This is a genomic window from Cupriavidus sp. SS-3 (assembly GCF_035818815.1).
GTDB lineage: Bacteria > Pseudomonadota > Gammaproteobacteria > Burkholderiales > Burkholderiaceae > Cupriavidus > Cupriavidus taiwanensis_C.
Window position 1 is genome coordinate 1 of record NZ_JAYLVT010000010.1, and the last position, 15,664, is coordinate 15,664.

Consider the following 15,664-nt stretch of genomic DNA (forward strand, 5'->3'; position numbering starts at 1 on the left):
ATGCCGGCGCCGGGCGCGGCATCGTCGTACATGTCGTACGCGGCCAGCTGCGACAGCTCCAGGAACGGCGTGCCGGGATCGAGCAGCTGCTGCACGCGCTCGCGCGGCAGCAGCTTGCCGCGCGCCAGGTGCTTGTCGCGCGCGGCCGCGCCGCCGCCTTCGGCCAGCTTGGCGATCTTCGCCTTGAGGTCGGCCACCAGCGCCCGCATGGACTCGGCATTGGCCTTGAAGGATTCGGAGCGGGCGTTCAGTTTGCTTGCGAGCGTGGGCATCTCGGAGTCTCTTGCCAGATAGGGTTGTGCGCCGCCTGCCGCCGTCCTGCCGCGGCCGGCCTCAGCCGGCTGCCTTGGGCAGCGGGTGCCCGGGCATCAGCTCATAGGGATGCTTCCAGCCCGGCAAGGCGCGGAAGCGCTCGGTCCACGCGTGGATATGCGGATATTCCTTGCGCCAGTGCACGCCGATCTCGTCATCGAAGAAGACGTAGCCCGCCAGCGAGAAGTCAGCGATGGTGGGGCGCTCGCCCAGCACGAAGTTGAGTCCGTCCAGGTGCGCGTTCAGTACGTTCCACGCGCCTTCGCAGCGCGCGCGGAAGAACTCCAGCACGGCCGGATCGGGCGACCTGGCGAAGGTGCGCATGAAGCGATAGGTGGCGGTGTACGAAGTGAACTTGTGGTTGTCGAACAGCAGCCAGCGCAGCACCTCGGCGCGCTCGGCTTCGTTGCGCGGGCCGAACGCATCCAGGCGCGCGGCCAGCGTCTCGAGGATGGCGCCCGACTGCGACAGGCGTTGGCCGCCGAACTCCAGCACCGGCACCTCGCCCATCACGTTGATGGCGCGGTACTCCGGGGTGCGGGTCTCGCCGTTGAAGAAATCGACGAAGCGCGCGCGCCACAACGACTGGCCGCGCTGCACGCCGATGGTTTCCAGCAGCTGTGCCACCTTGTAGGCGTTGCCGGACTGGGCAAAGCAGTACAGCAGGTACTCGGGCTCGTTCTGCTTGTCGATGCTCATGGTCTCTCCCCGATGATGTCGCCATCCACATAAAGCCAGCGCGGCGCCTCGCCCGGGGCGCGCGCCTCGCACACAAAGCGGCTGCGCTCATGCAGCCGCCAGGCGCGCCCGCCTACCTTGTAGCGCGCCACGAATTCCACTTCGGCATGCGTGTCGTCCTGCTGCGCATGCGCCTTCACCGTGAGCCCGAGCCAGCGTGTGGCGGTATCCGGCAACAGGTCGGCCGGGCAGGTCGATGCATGCCAGGTCTGCCGCAGCCATTCCATGTCGTTCAGCACATAGGCGCTGTAGCGCGAGCGCATCAGCGCCTCGGCATTGGGCGGCAGGGCCTCGCCACGATGGAAGCGGCCGCAGCAGGCGGCATAGTCCGCGCTGCCGCACGGGCACGGCACCGGTCCAGCCTTGGGCAGGCGGCCTGCCGCTTTCGCCGTCATCCCACCAGCTCCGGCAGCTCGCGCATATCGGTGAAGATGGTGCGCGCGCCGGCCTCGCGCAGCTGCGCGGCGTCGTTGCGCGCGGCATAGCCGAACACCGTCATGCCGGCCGCCACGCCCGCGGTCACGCCGGTCGGGCTGTCTTCCACCACGGCGCAGCGCGCGGGCTCGACGCCCATGGTGCGCGCGGCCAGCAGGTACACGTCCGGCGCGGGCTTGCTGCGCGCCACCTCGGTGGCCGAGAAGATATGCTCGCGCTGGTCCTGCTGGAACAGCTCGACCAGCCCGGTCTTGGTCAGCTGCAGCTTGACCTTGACGCGGTCCGCGCCCGACGCCACGCACACCGGCATGCCGGTGGCGGCGACCGCGCGGATCGCCTCGCGCACATGCGCCACCGCCGCGACCTCTTCCTCCAGCACCGCATTGCGGCGCGCCAGCCAGGTCGACAGCCAGTTCTCGGGCAGCGGCGCGCCGCGCATGCGTTCGATCATGTCGAGCTCTTCGCGCACCGCGCGGCCCAGGAACAGGCGCGTGGAGTCTTCCAGCGAGATCTCGATGCCGAGCTCGTTCAGCATCTGGTTGAGCACGCGGTTGACGATGGGCTCGCTGTCGACGAGCACGCCGTCGCAATCGAAGATCACACAATCGAAGCGGCCGGAATGGCCGGGGGTTGCTGCAGTCATGCGGGTTTCTTTTCCTTGGTATCGGGGTTGGGCACGGCCCGGAGCTCGGTCTGGCGGCGGCTCTTCAGGTGGGCCTCGATCTGGTCGAAGCGGTCGAAGCCCCAGAACGGCTCGCCGTCGACGATGACGAAGGGCGAGCCGAACACGCCCTTGGCCATCGCCACCTCGATCTCGGCCTTGAGCTGGTCCTTGATCTGGTAGCTGGTGGCGCCGGCATCGAGCGCCTGCACGTCCACGCCCAGCGGCTCGGCCAGCTTCATGATCTCGGCCGGCTCGGCGATGTTGATGTCGTCGACGAACAGCGCGCGGTACACCGACCTGGCGAAGGCCGCGGCCAGGTCGTCGCCGTGATGGTTCTGCAGCCACAGCATGGCGCGCGCGGCATGCGTGGTCGGCAGCGGGAAATGCGTGGGGCGCTTGTAGTCGATGCCGTGGAAGCGCGCGGTGCGCTCGAAGTCGCGCCAGCTGTAGTCGCCCTTGAGCGGCAGCTGCGGCAGCGGCGACGCGCCGGTGGTCTTGAACACCACGCCCAGCAGGATCGGATGCCAGGCGACGTTGCGCCCGTACTTCTGCGCCAGGTCGTCGATACGGGTGCTGGCGAAGTAGCCGTACGGCGAAGAGAAATCAAAGTAGAAGTCGATCGCTGCGGTCATGTCGGGGGCCCTATTCTTGTGGTGGCAGGTCCGGTTGCGGGAAGACGTGACGCCGGCGCGGCACGCCTGCCCATCGTACGCGCAAATGGCGGCGCTAGGCCAGCGCGCGCGCGATCAGGATCTTCTGGATGTCGCTGGTGCCCTCGTAGATCTGGCACACGCGCACGTCGCGGTAGATGCGCTCGACCGGAAAGTCGCTGACATAGCCGTAGCCGCCGAACACCTGGATCGCGTCGGAGCAGACCCGCTCGGCCATCTCGCTGGCGAAGAGCTTGGCCATCGCCGCTTCCTTCAGGCACGGGCGGCCGGCATCGCGCAGCGCGGCGGCGTGCCACACCATCTGGCGCGCGACGTCGATGCGCGTGGCCATCTCGGCCAGGCGGAACTGCACCGCCTGGTGCTGGAACAGCGGCTGGCCGAAACTCTCGCGTTCCTTGGCATACGCAAGGGCCGCTTCAAACGCGGCGCGCGCCATGCCGATGCTCTGCGAGGCGATACCGATGCGGCCGCCCTCCAGCCCCGACAGCGCCATCTTGTAGCCGCCGCCCTCGTCGCCGAGCAGGTTGGCGGCCGGCACGCGGCAATCCTCGAACAGGATCTGCGCGGTGTCCGAGGAATGCTGGCCGAGCTTGTCCTCGAGCCGCGCCACCACGTAGCCCGGAGTCGAAGTCGGCACGATGAAGGCGCTGATGCCGCGCTTGCCGGCAGCCTTGTCGGTCACCGCCAGCACGATCGCCACGTCGGCGTTCTGGCCGCTGGTGATGAACTGCTTGACGCCGTTGAGCACGTAGTGGTCGCCGTCGCGGACAGCAGTGGTGCGCAGCGCCGCGGCATCGGAGCCGACGTGCGGCTCGGTCAGGCAGAACGCGCCCAGCATCTGGCCGCGCGCCAGCGGCACCAGCCACTGCTGCTTCTGCGCCTCGCTGGCGAACGACATCAGCATGCTGCACACCGGGCAGTTATTGACGCTGATGACGGTGGAGGTGCCGCCGTCGCCGGCCGCGATCTCTTCCAGGATCAGCGCCAGCGACAGGTAATCGAGGCCGGCGCCGCCATACTGCTCCGGCACCGCCACGCCGTAGGCGCCCAGCGCCGCCAGCTCGCGGTGCACGTCCTTGGGAAAGGTCTTGTCGCGGTCCCATTGCGCGGCCTGCGGCGCGATCACTTCCTGCGCGAACTGCCGCACGGCGTCGCGGATCATTTCCTGTTCGGGGGTCAGCAGCATGTCGGTTCTGGGTTCAGGTGTGCGGGCGCCCTTACCAGGGGATGGGCGTGCCGTCGTAGTTGTGGAAGGTGCCGTTGTCGCGCCGCTTGACGCTGGCCAGCACCTGGCGCATGCCCTTGACGCTCTGCTGCACGGTCAGGTCGGCTTCCTGGCCGCCCATGTCGGTCTTGACCCAGCCCGGGTGCAGCGCGACGCAGGTGGCGTGACGCGCATCCAGCGCCACCGCGCGCAGCGCGGCGTTGGCGCCCGCCTTGCTGACGCGGTACAGCCAGCTGGTGCTGTGCTCCATCGCGCCGATGCTGCCCATGCGCGAGGACAGCACCGCCAGCACCCCGCCATGACCGGACTGCCCGGCCTCGACATAGGGCAGCAGCAAGGGCAGCGCCATCATCGGCCCGAGCACGTTGACATGCATGACGCGGTCGAACTCCGGCGGCGTGACCGGCTGCGCGCTTTCGGTGCGCGGCCCCATCACCCCGGCGTTGTAGACCGCCACGTCGAGCGCCTCGCCATCGAGCTTCCAGCCCAGGCCTGCCACCGCGCCGGCATCGGACAGGTCGGCCTGGTGCGCCTCGGCGCCCAGCGCCTGCAGGGCACCGACGCCTTCGGGCGTGCGCGCCGCCGCGATGACGCGCCAGCCGTCGGCACGGTACTGGCGCACGAATTCAAGGCCGATGCCGCGCGAGGCACCGAGGATCAGGGCGGTTGGCAAGGGTTGCTCCTTTCAAAAACTGGCCTGCGCCGCAGACGGCACGGCTGGCCCCGGATTGTGCAAACTGCCACGGTCTTGCTCCCTCTCCCGCTTGCGGGAGAGGGTTGGGGTGAGGGCGGGCGTGGCTACGAAGTGAAGCTCGTCGTGCCTGGCACGCGCCTGCCCTCACCCCCGCCCCTCTCCCGCGCGCGGGAGAGGGGAGAAAACAAGCGGGACTTGGGACAGGCTTACAGGATCTCGATCCCCACCGCCGTTGCCTCACCGCCACCGATGCACAGGCTCGCCACGCCGCGCTTGCCGCCGGTCTTGCGCAGCGCGCCGATCAGCGTGGTCATGATGCGCGCGCCCGAGGCGCCGATCGGGTGGCCCAGCGCGCAGGCGCCGCCGTGGATGTTGACCTTGTCGCGCGGGATCTTGAGGTCGTGCATGGCGGCCATCGGCACCACCGCAAAGGCCTCGTTGATCTCGAACAGGTCGACGCTGTCGGTGTTCCAGTCCAGCTTGCGGTACAGCTTGGCGATGGCCTCGACCGGCGCGGTGGTGAACCAGCCCGGCGCCTGCGCATGGGTGGTGTGGCCCAGCATGCGGGCGATCGGCTGCAGGCCCAGCGCTTTCGCGGTGGAGGCGCGCATCATCACCAGCGCCGAGGCGCCGTCGTTGATCGATGACGACGAGGCGGCGGTGATGGTGCCGTCCTTGGCAAACGCAGGCTTGAGCGACGGGATCTTGTCGAGCTTGATGCGGCGCGGGCCTTCGTCGGTATCGATCACCGTGTCGCCGCCCTTGCCCGATACCGTCACCGGCGCGATCTCCCAGCGGAAATCGCCGTTCTCGGTGGCCTGCTGCGCGCGGCGCACGCTTTCCATCGCGAATTCGTCCTGCTGCTGGCGCGTGAAGCCGTACTTGGCGGCGCAGTCCTCGCCGAAGGTGCCCATGGCTCGGCCCTTGTCGTAGGCGTCTTCCAGGCCGTCCAGCATCATGTGGTCGTAGATCATGCCGTGGCCGATGCGATAACCGCCGCGGCCCTTCGGGATCAGGTACGGCGCGTTGGTCATGCTCTCCATGCCGCCGGCAATGGCGACGTCGAACGAGCCCGCGACCAGGCCGTCATAGACGGTCATGGCCGCGCGCATGCCCGAGCCGCACATCTTGTTGACGGTGGTGCAGCCCACGCTCAGCGGCAAGCCCGCGCCCAGCGCGGCCTGGCGTGCCGGCGCCTGGCCCTGGCCGGCGGGCAGCACGCAGCCGAACACCACTTCTTCGACCTGCTCGGGCTTCAGGCCGGCACGCTCGACCGCCGCGCGGATGGCGGCGGCGCCAAGCTGCGGCGCGGTGACGCTGGCGAATTCGCCCTGGAACGCAGCCATCGGCGTGCGCGCGGCTGAAACGATGACGATCTCTTCCATGTCGGGTCTCCTGGATCGGTAGCTGGGTATCGGTGGTGTCGGATAAACGGATCAGCGGATCGACGCCTGCGGCGGCTCGCCGTACTGGCGGTAGGCCGCGGCCAGCTGCTCGTGCAGCTCGTCGTTGTTGCTGGCGGCCATGCCGAGGTCGCGCAGCAGGCCGTCGGACACGCCGTAGATCCAGCCGTGCACGGTGATGACCTGGCCGCGGGCCCAGGCGTCCTGGATCACGGTGGTCTGGCACACGTTGTTGACCTGCTCGATCACGTTGAGCTCGCACAGCCGGGTATGGGCGTCTTCCTCGCGCAGGATGGTGCCGAGGTAGGACTCGTGCTTGTCGGCCACGTCGCGCACATGGCGCAGCCAGTTGTCGGCGAGGCCGATGCGCTCGCGCTTGAGCGCGACCTTGACGCCGCCGCAGCCGTAGTGGCCCACCACCGTGATATGGCGCACCTTGAGCACTTCCACCGCGAACTGGATCACCGACAGCGCGTTCAGGTCGCTGTGCGCGATCACGTTGGCGATATTGCGGTGGACGAACACCTCGCCCGGCGCCAGCCCCAGGATCTGGTTGGCCGGCACGCGCGAATCGGAGCAGCCGATCCACAGGTATTCCGGCGCCTGCTGGTTGGCCAGCCGGGTGAAGAAGGCGGGGTCTTCCGCATTGACGCGGTCGACCCAGTCGCGGTTGTTGCGGAACAGCTGGGCGATGGCGTCATTCATGCGACTCTCCTTGCAGGGTCGGCGGCAGGAAGTTCAGGGACAGCGCCGTAGCGGTTGATGAATCGCTCGGCAGGGTGATAGGCAAAAAAGTCATGGACATGTCCGGCCAGCAGCCGGTCCTTGTGGCTCTGCCACATGGCAGGGTCAAAAAAATCCGCATGGTGCCGCAGGAACGCCGCGCCGACGCGCGCATCGCCCAGCAGGAAGGTGCGGAAGGTCTCGGGAAAGATGTCGTGCGGACGCACGGTGTACCAGACTTCGCCCGACATCTCCTCTTCCTCGTTGCGCGGCTGCGGCACGTGGCGGATATTGCAGTCGGTCAGGTACTCGATCTCGTCGTAGTCGTAGAACACCACGCGGCCGTGGCGCGTGACGCCGAAGTTCTTGTACAGCATGTCGCCCGGGAAGATGTTCGCGGCGATCAGCTCCTTGATCGCGTTGCCGTATTCGATCACGCCGTGCTCGACCTGCGCGTCGGAGCCTTCCTGCAGGTAGATGTTCAGCGGCGTCATGCGGCGCTCGATATAGACGTGGCGCACCACGATCTCTTCGCCGCCGTCCTTGGCGCGCTGGTATTCGATCATCGACGGCGCGTGCTGCTCGAACTCGCGCACCAGCGCATCGTCGAAGCGCGACAGCGGGAACGCCACGTCGGAGTATTCCAGCGTATCGGCCATGCGGCCGACGCGGTCGTGCTGCTTGACCAGCTGGTACTTCGACTTGACCAGTTCGCGCGTGGTTTCCTTGGGCGCCGGGAAAAAGTCCCGGATCACCTTGAACACGTACGGGTACGACGGCAGCGTGAACACCAGCATCACCAGCCCGCGGATGCCGGGCGCGACGATGAACTTGTCCGACGAATGCTGCAGGTGGTGCAGGAAATCGCGGTAGAACAGGTTCTTGCCCTGCTTCTGCAAGCCCAGCGAGGTATAGATTTCCGCGCGCGGCTTGCGCGGCATGATGTCGCGCAGGAAGGTCACGTAGGCCGACGGGATCTCCATGTCGACCATGAAGTAGGAGTGCGTGAACGAGAACAGGATCAGCAGCTGCTCTTTCTTCAGCAGCACGGTGTCGAGCACCAGCTTGCCCGAAGGGCCATGCACGATCGGGATCGCCAGCGGGAAGGTGCGGTCGCCGTTCAGGATGCGGCCGATGATGAAGGCCGACTTGTTGCGGAAGAACAGCGACGACAGCGTATGGATCTGGAAATTCGGCGCGATGCGGAAGTCGCCGAAATGCTCGCCGACGGCGCGCACCACGTAGCCGATGTCGCGCTGCAGGTCCTCGAACGGGCGCTCCAGCTGGAAGTTGTGGACGATGCGCTCGAAGCACGCGGCCATGCCGTCGCGGCTGCCCGGGTAGTAGGCGCGGAAGGTCGGGCGCGTCGGCGATTCCTCGTTCTCGATGTACTCGGTCGAGATCGCCGGGCGCACGAAGATGAAATCGTTGTTGAAGTACGAGCGGTGCAGGATGCGCGTGCAGACCGAGTTGAAGAAGGTCTCGGCCAGCTCGGGCTGGTGGTGGTTGGTCAGCAGCCCGATGTAGTGCAGCTTGATCTGCTGCCAGATCTCGTCCTCGATGTTCTCGGCGTCGTACTCGTCTTCCAGGATCACGCTGGATTCGCGCACGCGCTCGTTGTAGAACGCGATGCGGTCGCGCTGGATCTGCTGCAGCCCGTGCCAGTCGCCGGCCTCGAACTTCAGCTTGGCCTGGTGGCTGACCTCGCGGAACAGGCGGTAGTGCTTGTCGAACCCGTCGAGCATCGTTCTCGCCACATCGTAGGCAATCTGCGAGGAGAGCAGTTTGGGGAAGTGGGACATGGGTCGACGGGGGACGACTGCTTGACGGTCTTGCGACGGGTAGTGAGATTGTAAATGGGTTCCGGGCCAGGGCCCCGGATGTCCGGGGATGCCGGAGGTGATTCCGGCGTCCCCGCGCTCCGTTACATCGTTTCCGCGAACAGCTCGCGCCCGATCAGCATGCGGCGGATCTCCGAGGTGCCGGCGCCGATCTCGTACAGCTTGGCGTCGCGCCACAGGCGCCCGGCCGGGTACTCGTTGATATAGCCGTTGCCGCCCAGGATCTGCACGGTCTCGCCCGCCATCCAGGTCGCCTTTTCCGCGGTGTACAGGATCACCGCGGCGCAGTCCTTGCGCACCTGGCGCACGTGGTCGCTGCCGAGCGCGTCGAGGTTCTTGCCGACCGTGTACAGGTAGCTGCGCGCCGCCTGCAGCGTGGTGTACATGTCGGCCACCTTGCCCTGGATCAGCTGGAATTCGCCGATGCTCTGGCCGAACTGCTTGCGGTCATGGATATACGGCGTGACCACGTCCATGCACGCCTGCATGATGCCGACCGGGCCGCCCGACAGCACCGCGCGCTCGTAGTCCAGCCCGCTCATCAGCACCTTGGCGCCGCCATTCTCGGCACCCAGGATGTTCTCGACCGGCACTTCCACGTCCTCGAACACCAGCTCGCCGGTGTGCGAACCGCGCATGCCCAGCTTGTCCAGCTTCTGCGCCACCGAGAAGCCCTTCATGCCCTTCTCGACGATAAAGGCGGTCATGCCGCGCGCGCCCAGCTCGGGCTCGGTCTTGGCGTAGACCACCAGCACGTCGCAGTCCGGGCCGTTGGTGATCCACATCTTGGTGCCGTTCAGCACGTAGCGGTCGCCCTTCAGCTGCGCGCGCAGCTTCATGCTGACCACGTCAGAGCCGGCGTTGGGCTCGCTCATCGCCAGCGCGCCGATCCATTCGCCCGACACCAGCTTCGGCAAGTACTTCGCCTTCTGCGCGGCCGTGCCGTTGCGGTGGATCTGGTTCACGCACAGGTTGGAATGCGCGCCGTACGACAGCCCGACCGAGGCCGAGGCGCGGCTGATTTCCTCCATCGCGATCATGTGGGCCAGGTAGCCCATGTTGGCGCCGCCGTATTCCTCGGCCACGGTGATGCCGAGCACGCCGAGGTCGCCCATCTTTTTCCAGGCGTCCATCGGGAACTGGTCGGTGCGGTCGATCTCGCCGGCGCGCGGGGCCAGTTCGGCCTGGGCCCAGTCGCGCACGGCGCCGCGCAGCATTTCGATGTCTTCGCCCAGATCGAATTTCAGGCCTGGCAGTTCAGTCATGATGGTCTCCTGTTGGAATCGGTGTGTCGGGGGGTTCCGGTGTTGCCGGATCGATCGGTTCAGACGTGGCCCAGCGTTTTGACCACGCACAGCGTCATCAGCATGGTCGCCACCGGCTTGCGGCGGCCTTCCTGCTCGACGTAGACATCGCCCTGCGCCACGATCAGCGTGCGCCCGGGCTTGAGCACCCGCCCCACCGCCACCAGGCGTTCGCCCTGGGCGGGGGACAGCAGGTTGATCTTGTACTCGGCGGTCAGGCCCGCCTCCTCTTCGCCAACCAGCGTCAGCGCGGCATAGCCGCAAGCGCTGTCGGCCAGCGCGCCGACCACGCCGCCATGGAAAAAGCCGTGCTGCTGGGTCACCCCCTCGGACCACGGCATCGCCAGCTCGACCTCGCCGCGCTGCACGCGCGCCAGCTCGGCGCCGAAGGTGCGCATCAGCCCCTGGCGCGAGAAACTGGTCGCAATGGCGTCGGCCCGCGCGGGGGACAGCGGTTCCGGTTCAGCGGGCACGGCATGGGCGATGGAGGCGGTCATGGCGGATTCCGGTGTGGGGCCTGTCTGGACGGACAGCGCACGGCCAACGCGCTGTCCGGCTATTCTATTTACGTTTACGTAAACGTCAATGCCGGATCGCACCGACGCGTGCACAAGTGCCGCTCAGGCGGCATGGGTCTTGTCCTGCGCATCGTCGCCGCTCTGCGCCGCTAGCAAGGCCCTGCACTGGCGCTCGTGCTGGTCGATCTCGGCCAACTGCGCCTGCAGGTCTTCCATCTGGCGCTCGAGCGTACGGCGGTGGGCGGCGAGCGCGACCAGGAACCGGTCCAGTTGCGGCGCGGTATCGCGCGGCGATTCATACAGATCAAGGATCTCGCGGATCTCGTTGAGAGTAAGCCCCAACCTCTTGCCGCGCAGCGTCAGCTTGAGCCGGGTCCGCTCACGGCCGTTGTAGACCCGCTTGCGTCCGCCCGGCCCTTCGCGCTGGGGCGATAGCAGGCCCTGGTCCTCGTAGAAGCGGATGGCACGCGGCGTGACGTCGAACTCACGCGCGAGATCGGTAATGGTGTAGGTGGCGGAAGCCGCCGCTGGCGTCGCTGACATGGCCTGACCAAAGAAAGTGAACGGTCGTTCGTTGCGAAGTCAAGTTTTCGCTTAAGATGGAAACGAACCGTATGATTGACGTTTACGTTAGCGTCAACCAGATCGGCTGGCAACCGGTGCTTGCACGCCCCCTCGCGCACCATGGGGACGTGCCGGCAGAACGAGAAAGCCCGCGCCCCGCCGCCAGGCTTCGACCACGAGACTCCTCATGAACGCACTCGAACACCAGCTCCAATACCCGTTCGGCGATACCATGCCGGCGCCCGGCACCAAGCAGGAAGTCGCCCCCGGCGTCTACTGGCTGCGCATGCCGCTGCCGTTCGCGCTCGACCATATCAACCTGTGGCTGCTGCGCGACCGCCTGGACGGACGCGAGGGCTGGACCATCGTCGACTGCGGCATCACCAACGACACCATCAAGGCGCACTGGGAAACCATCTTCGCCAACGAGCTGGAAGGCCTGCCGGTGGTGCGCGTGCTGGTCACGCACAGCCATCCCGACCACGTCGGCCTGGCGCACTGGCTGTGCCGGCGTTTCGACGTGCGCCTGTGGATGAGCCTGGGCGATTACATGAGCGCGCGCGTGATGGGCAGCGGCACCGGGGCCGGCTCCAGCGCCGGCGGCGAAGCGGCCGCCGCGCATTTCGCGCTGCATGGCCTGACCGATGCCGACAGCCAGGAAAAGCTGCGCGCGCGCAAGACCTACTACCCGTCGCTGGTGCCCGACCTGCCGACCCAATATCGCCGCCTGATGGAAGGCGACACGGTGCGCATCGGCACCGACCCGGCCACCTCCGCCTGGCGCGTGATCACCGGCTTCGGCCATTCGCCCGAGCACGTGGCGCTGCATAACGCCGCCACCAATGTGCTCATTTCCGGCGACATGGTGCTGCCGCGCATCTCGACCAATGTCAGCGTGTTCGACATGGAGCCCGAGGCCAATTCGCTGCAGCTCTACCTGGACTCGCTAGGCAAGTACGAGCCGCTGCCGCAGGACGTGCTGATCCTGCCGTCGCACGGCCGGCCCTTCCGCAACCTGCATACCCGCATCATGCAGCTGCGCGAACACCATGCCGACCGCCTCGCCGAAACGCTGGAGGCGTGCCGCGAGAAACCCTGCAGCGCGCACGACATCGTCAGCGTGATCTTCAAGCGCCAGTTCGACATCCACCAGATGACCTTCGCCATGGGCGAGTCGCTGGCCCACCTGCACTGCCTGTGGCACCGCGGCGAGCTGGTGCGCGCAACCGGCGACGACGGCGTGATCCGCTTCCGCGCCGCCTGAGCGCGTCAGTTGGCGGCCGCCAGCGCCGCCAGGTAGCGCACCCCGTCGACGGCGCGGCTGCCGTACCACGACAGCATCTCGCCGTCGACCAGCAGCACCGGCTTCCCTAGCTGGCGCTCGAGCGCGTCGGCGTGGTCTTCGGTAAAGCGGTAGGGCTCGGTCGACAGCAACACCAGGTCGAGCTCGCGCACCAGCGCGTCGCTCCAGCGGAAAGTGGGATAGCGCTCGCCGGGCGCATTCGGACGGCTGCAGTCGCCGCCTTCGCAGGCCTGCACGGTGTCGGTGCCGCCGGGCCAGGTCTGCCAGTTGGCCAGCGCCAGCATGCGGCTGATATAGGTGTCGCGCGACACCGTCATCCACGGGTCCTGCCAGATCGCGTACAGCACGCGGCGCGCCGGCCAGGGCCGCACGCGGATCGCATCCAGCTGCGCCTGCAGCGCCGCGCACAGCGACTCGGCCTCGGCATGGCAGCCGAAGATGCCACCCAGCAGCCGGTACAGCCGGAGGTTGTCCTCGGGCGCGCACGGATGGGTGACGATCACGTTGGGCACGAAGCCGCGGATCTCATCCACGGTCTCGCGCCGGTTCTCGTCGATATTGACCACTACATGCGTGGGCGCCAGCTCGCGCAGCCGCGCCACGTTGACGTCCTTGGTGCCGCCCACCTTGGGCACGGCGCGCACCGCCGGTTCCGGGTGGATGCAGAAGCCGGTGCGCGCCACCATCTGCCGCGCCAGCCCGAGCGCGAACAAAAGCTCGGTCACCGACGGCACCAGCGAGGCGATCCGCACCACGCCGGTGGCGGCGGCATGCTGCTGGCCGATGGCGTCGCGCCACATCTCAGGGCTCCCGGGGTGCATCGGCACGGCGCGGCTTGCGCGGCGCGCCCGCGGCGAGCGCGTCGTACAGCCAGCGCGGCATCACGTGCAGCAGCGCCGCCACCACGCCCATCGGCCACGGGATCACGCGGAAGCGCCGGCCCGCCGCGATCACGCGCACGGCCTTGCGCGCAAACACGTCGGCATCGGTCAGGAACGGCATGCGGTAAGGGTTGTGCGCGGTCATCGGCGTGCGGATATAGCCCGGCGCGATGGTGACCACGCGGATGCCGTGCCGGCGCTGCTCCAGCCGCAGGCTTTCGAGCAGCTTGATCACCGCCGACTTGGAAGCGCTGTAGGCCCCGGCCCCCGGCAGCCCGCGCACGCCGGCCACGCTGGCAATGCCCACCAGCGTGCCGCGCCGTCCGAAGTGGCCGGGCTCGCGCGCCTGCATCGCATGCAGGAAGGGCTGGAAGGTGGTCAGCACGCCGAACCAGTTGGTCTCCATCACCTGGCGGAAGGCGTCCAGGTCCTCGCGCTCGCTGGCGACGGTGCCGACCGAGACCCCGGCATTGGCGATCACCACATCCGGGCAGCCGAACTGACCGACGAAGTCTTCCGCCGCCCGCGCCATCGCCTCGGCGTCGCGCACGTCGGCGCCATAGATTCGCACCGCGCCCGGGTTCGGCAAGGTGGCCACGAACTGGCGCAACGCGTCCTCGCGCCGCGCCACCAGGCCAAGGATGGCGCCCTGCGCGGCGTATTCGCGCGCGAGCGCCTGGCCCAGGCCGCTGGAGGCGCCGGTGAGGAAGACTTTGAGGGGACGCATGAGGGCGGAAACTCTGAATAAAAAAACGGCTGGTACAGGATACCAGCCGCTTGGCTTGCCACAGGTCCTTGCCCCCTGCCTGGGAGCAAACCTTCAGCCAATCAAAGCTTCTTCGCCTTGATCTGCTCCACCAGGTAATCCATGGTCTGCACCGCGCCCTGCTTGTTGCCGGCGATCGACGGCGAGGTCACGTACTTGCCCTGCACCACCACGGTCGGCACGCCGTCGATCTTGTAGGCGTCGGCGATCTTGTTGGCGCGCTGCGCGTTGGTGGTCACCGTGAACGAGTTGTACGCATCCACGAAGGCCTTGCGGTCGACGCCGTTCTTGGCCATGAAATCGGCGATCTCGTTGGTGTCGGTCAGGCGCTTGCGGTCCACGTGGATGGCGCTGAAGACCTTGTTGTGCATGGCGTCGAGCTTGCCGATGGCTTCCAGCGCGTAGAAGATCTTGGTGTGCGGCAGCAGGTCGTCGCGGAACGCGACCGGCACGCGCTTGAACACCACATTGCCGCCCTGCTTCTTGACCCAGGCTTCCAGGTCGGGCTCGAAGTCATAGCAGTGCGGGCAGCCATACCAGAAGAACTCGGTCACCTCGATCTTGCCCGCCGCGACCGGCTGGGGCGTCTTCAGGACCTGGTACTCCTTGCCTTCGGTGGGTGCCGCCTGCGACGGGGCGGACATCAGCAGGCCGCCCACGGCGGCGAACATGGCGAACAGTGCGGCGAGTTTTTTCATTTGAGAACGGCCTTGCGGTTTGGACGATGAGCGTATGACAGCGGCGGCGGCACCCGGTTCATCGGTGCGCCCGCCGCATCTGGCGGGAACCTGTTGCTGCGGTGTTGCGGCGGTTACCGGGTATTAAGCGGTGCCGCCTACTGCTTGGTAAAGCGGATCACCGAGGCCTCGAAACCGGACGACTGCAGCCGGTCGCGTGCCTTGTTCATGTCTTCGATGCGGTTGAACGGCCCCAGGCGCACCCGGTACATCTTGACCCCGTTGACGTCACGCTCGGTGATGCGGGCCTCGAAGCCCTGCATCGCCAGGTTGGCCTTCTGGCGGTCGGCATCGTCCGACGAGCGGAACGCGCCCACCTGCAGCAGGTAGCCCACCTTGTGCGCGTCGGCCTGGGCGATCTCGGCGATCGGGTCGGACACCGGCTTCTCGGCGGGCTTGGTGGCGAGCGGCTTGTCCGCCGGCCTGTCAGCCGGCTTCTCGACCGGCTTGTCCAGCGGCTTGTCGAGCGGCTTCTCCGCCGGGCGGGTCGCCACCGGCGGCTGCCCGTTCTGCTTGGGCTCGGGCTCCGGCGCCTGGCCCACCGGCTTGGCCGGGGTCTTGCTCCACAGCGGCTTGTTCGGGTCGCTCGGGCCTTCGTCGGCGCGCTGGGCGGGGGCCGGCAGCTGGCTGGTGACGTTGCCGGGCTCGCTCGGCCGGGGGGCGTGTTTCTGCTGGAACGGCGTCGGCGACTTGGTGATGTACAGGGCGACCACCACGGCGATGGCCAGCCCGACGATCAGCCCGAGCACCAGGCCCAGGAACGTACCGCCGCGCTGCTGGCTGCGGCGGACATTGCGCGACTCGCGCTTGCGTTGCTGTTGCATGAAGTCCTCTTCGGTGATGCCGGGATTATAGAGCCAGTGCCGCCGCCGGCCGCACCGGGCC

General features: G+C 67.5%; 17 protein-coding genes and 1 pseudogene. 1 reads left to right on the top strand and 17 read right to left on the bottom strand.

Going from position 1 to position 15,664, the window contains the following annotated elements:
• From U9J39_RS16465 to U9J39_RS16525, 13 genes and pseudogenes are all read right to left on the bottom strand, one after another.
• Window positions 1–272 (bottom strand): annotated as a pseudogene (locus U9J39_RS16465) (methylcrotonoyl-CoA carboxylase); the annotation flags it as partial.
• Between the two features lie 61 nt (window positions 273–333).
• Entirely contained in the window at window positions 334–1,011 is a 678-nt protein-coding gene (locus U9J39_RS16470; RefSeq protein WP_326347549.1) for a glutathione S-transferase family protein, read from the bottom strand.
• Window positions 1,008–1,445 (bottom strand): YchJ family protein, encoded by a 438-nt coding sequence (locus tag U9J39_RS16475; RefSeq protein ID WP_115707774.1) that lies wholly within the window; start codon window positions 1,443–1,445, stop codon window positions 1,008–1,010. The genes U9J39_RS16470 and U9J39_RS16475 overlap by 4 nt, the downstream gene beginning before the upstream one ends.
• The gene (locus U9J39_RS16480; RefSeq protein ID WP_115663316.1) at window positions 1,442–2,128 is read right to left on the bottom strand and encodes an HAD family hydrolase; all 687 of its coding nucleotides are present in this window, start codon (window positions 2,126–2,128) and stop codon (window positions 1,442–1,444) included. The genes U9J39_RS16475 and U9J39_RS16480 overlap by 4 nt, the downstream gene beginning before the upstream one ends.
• Complete coding sequence (locus U9J39_RS16485) at window positions 2,125–2,781, bottom strand: 2-hydroxychromene-2-carboxylate isomerase (RefSeq protein ID WP_115679130.1); 657 nt, start codon at window positions 2,779–2,781, stop codon at window positions 2,125–2,127. The genes U9J39_RS16480 and U9J39_RS16485 overlap by 4 nt, the downstream gene beginning before the upstream one ends.
• Before the next feature lie 94 nt (window positions 2,782–2,875).
• Window positions 2,876–4,006, bottom strand: a complete 1,131-nt coding sequence (locus tag U9J39_RS16490; protein ID WP_115679129.1) for an acyl-CoA dehydrogenase family protein — start codon at window positions 4,004–4,006, stop codon at window positions 2,876–2,878.
• Window positions 4,007–4,037: 31 nt separating this feature from the next.
• Window positions 4,038–4,718 carry an SDR family oxidoreductase gene (locus tag U9J39_RS16495; protein WP_115679128.1) on the bottom strand — a complete coding sequence of 227 codons (681 nt, stop codon included), beginning with the start codon at window positions 4,716–4,718 and terminating at the stop codon, window positions 4,038–4,040.
• A gap of 227 nt (window positions 4,719–4,945) precedes the next feature.
• Window positions 4,946–6,124: an acetyl-CoA C-acetyltransferase gene (locus U9J39_RS16500; RefSeq protein WP_115703041.1), complete on the bottom strand. Its 1,179-nt coding sequence runs from the start codon at window positions 6,122–6,124 to the stop codon at window positions 4,946–4,948.
• Window positions 6,125–6,175: 51 nt separating this feature from the next.
• Entirely contained in the window at window positions 6,176–6,847 is a 672-nt protein-coding gene (can, locus tag U9J39_RS16505; RefSeq protein WP_115679126.1) for a carbonate dehydratase, read from the bottom strand.
• Complete coding sequence (gene aceK / locus U9J39_RS16510; protein WP_115679125.1) at window positions 6,844–8,667, bottom strand: bifunctional isocitrate dehydrogenase kinase/phosphatase; 1,824 nt, start codon at window positions 8,665–8,667, stop codon at window positions 6,844–6,846. Before aceK ends, can begins: the two co-directional genes overlap by 4 nt.
• A gap of 122 nt (window positions 8,668–8,789) precedes the next feature.
• Window positions 8,790–9,971, bottom strand: coding sequence for an isovaleryl-CoA dehydrogenase (locus tag U9J39_RS16515; protein WP_025585460.1), 1,182 nt, complete (start codon window positions 9,969–9,971; stop codon window positions 8,790–8,792).
• 59 nt (window positions 9,972–10,030) lie between these two features.
• Window positions 10,031–10,507, bottom strand: a complete 477-nt coding sequence (locus U9J39_RS16520) for a PaaI family thioesterase (protein ID WP_115679124.1) — start codon at window positions 10,505–10,507, stop codon at window positions 10,031–10,033.
• 123 nt (window positions 10,508–10,630) lie between these two features.
• Entirely contained in the window at window positions 10,631–11,071 is a 441-nt protein-coding gene (locus tag U9J39_RS16525) for a MerR family transcriptional regulator (RefSeq protein ID WP_115707772.1), read from the bottom strand.
• 208 nt (window positions 11,072–11,279) lie between these two features.
• Between U9J39_RS16525 and U9J39_RS16530 the strand changes: the two genes are divergently transcribed.
• A complete protein-coding gene (locus U9J39_RS16530) occupies window positions 11,280–12,356 on the top strand; it encodes an MBL fold metallo-hydrolase (protein WP_115707770.1) in 1,077 nt (358 codons plus the stop codon).
• A gap of 5 nt (window positions 12,357–12,361) precedes the next feature.
• Here U9J39_RS16530 and U9J39_RS16535 read toward each other — a convergent pair whose 3' ends face one another.
• The 4 genes from U9J39_RS16535 to U9J39_RS16550 form a co-directional block, all read right to left on the bottom strand.
• The gene (locus tag U9J39_RS16535; RefSeq protein ID WP_326347553.1) at window positions 12,362–13,195 is read right to left on the bottom strand and encodes a helical backbone metal receptor; all 834 of its coding nucleotides are present in this window, start codon (window positions 13,193–13,195) and stop codon (window positions 12,362–12,364) included.
• A 1-nt stretch (window position 13,196) separates the two neighbouring features.
• Window positions 13,197–14,003, bottom strand: coding sequence for an SDR family oxidoreductase (locus U9J39_RS16540; protein WP_116312030.1), 807 nt, complete (start codon window positions 14,001–14,003; stop codon window positions 13,197–13,199).
• Window positions 14,004–14,104: 101 nt separating this feature from the next.
• Complete coding sequence (locus U9J39_RS16545; RefSeq protein WP_115679119.1) at window positions 14,105–14,740, bottom strand: thiol:disulfide interchange protein DsbA/DsbL; 636 nt, start codon at window positions 14,738–14,740, stop codon at window positions 14,105–14,107.
• Window positions 14,741–14,877: 137 nt separating this feature from the next.
• Window positions 14,878–15,603, bottom strand: a complete 726-nt coding sequence (locus U9J39_RS16550) for an SPOR domain-containing protein (RefSeq protein WP_115679118.1) — start codon at window positions 15,601–15,603, stop codon at window positions 14,878–14,880.
• Between the last annotated feature and the right edge of the window lie 61 nt (window positions 15,604–15,664).

Excerpts from the sequence above, each read along its gene's own strand:
- U9J39_RS16470 (WP_326347549.1), bottom strand. The coding sequence starts at position 1,011 with ATGAGCATCGACAAGCAGAACGAGCCCGAGTACCTGCTGTACTGCTTT.
- U9J39_RS16475 (WP_115707774.1), bottom strand. The coding sequence starts at position 1,445 with ATGACGGCGAAAGCGGCAGGCCGCCTGCCCAAGGCTGGACCGGTGCCG.
- U9J39_RS16480 (WP_115663316.1), bottom strand. The coding sequence starts at position 2,128 with ATGACTGCAGCAACCCCCGGCCATTCCGGCCGCTTCGATTGTGTGATC.
- U9J39_RS16485 (WP_115679130.1), bottom strand. The coding sequence starts at position 2,781 with ATGACCGCAGCGATCGACTTCTACTTTGATTTCTCTTCGCCGTACGGC.
- U9J39_RS16490 (WP_115679129.1), bottom strand. The coding sequence starts at position 4,006 with ATGCTGCTGACCCCCGAACAGGAAATGATCCGCGACGCCGTGCGGCAG.
- U9J39_RS16500 (WP_115703041.1), bottom strand. The coding sequence starts at position 6,124 with ATGGAAGAGATCGTCATCGTTTCAGCCGCGCGCACGCCGATGGCTGCG.
- can (WP_115679126.1), bottom strand. The coding sequence starts at position 6,847 with ATGAATGACGCCATCGCCCAGCTGTTCCGCAACAACCGCGACTGGGTC.
- aceK (WP_115679125.1), bottom strand. The coding sequence starts at position 8,667 with ATGTCCCACTTCCCCAAACTGCTCTCCTCGCAGATTGCCTACGATGTG.
- U9J39_RS16515 (WP_025585460.1), bottom strand. The coding sequence starts at position 9,971 with ATGACTGAACTGCCAGGCCTGAAATTCGATCTGGGCGAAGACATCGAA.
- U9J39_RS16520 (WP_115679124.1), bottom strand. The coding sequence starts at position 10,507 with ATGACCGCCTCCATCGCCCATGCCGTGCCCGCTGAACCGGAACCGCTG.
- U9J39_RS16525 (WP_115707772.1), bottom strand. The coding sequence starts at position 11,071 with ATGTCAGCGACGCCAGCGGCGGCTTCCGCCACCTACACCATTACCGAT.
- U9J39_RS16530 (WP_115707770.1), top strand. The coding sequence starts at position 11,280 with ATGAACGCACTCGAACACCAGCTCCAATACCCGTTCGGCGATACCATG.
- U9J39_RS16535 (WP_326347553.1), bottom strand. The coding sequence starts at position 13,195 with ATGTGGCGCGACGCCATCGGCCAGCAGCATGCCGCCGCCACCGGCGTG.
- U9J39_RS16540 (WP_116312030.1), bottom strand. The coding sequence starts at position 14,003 with ATGCGTCCCCTCAAAGTCTTCCTCACCGGCGCCTCCAGCGGCCTGGGC.
- U9J39_RS16545 (WP_115679119.1), bottom strand. The coding sequence starts at position 14,740 with ATGAAAAAACTCGCCGCACTGTTCGCCATGTTCGCCGCCGTGGGCGGC.
- U9J39_RS16550 (WP_115679118.1), bottom strand. The coding sequence starts at position 15,603 with ATGCAACAGCAACGCAAGCGCGAGTCGCGCAATGTCCGCCGCAGCCAG.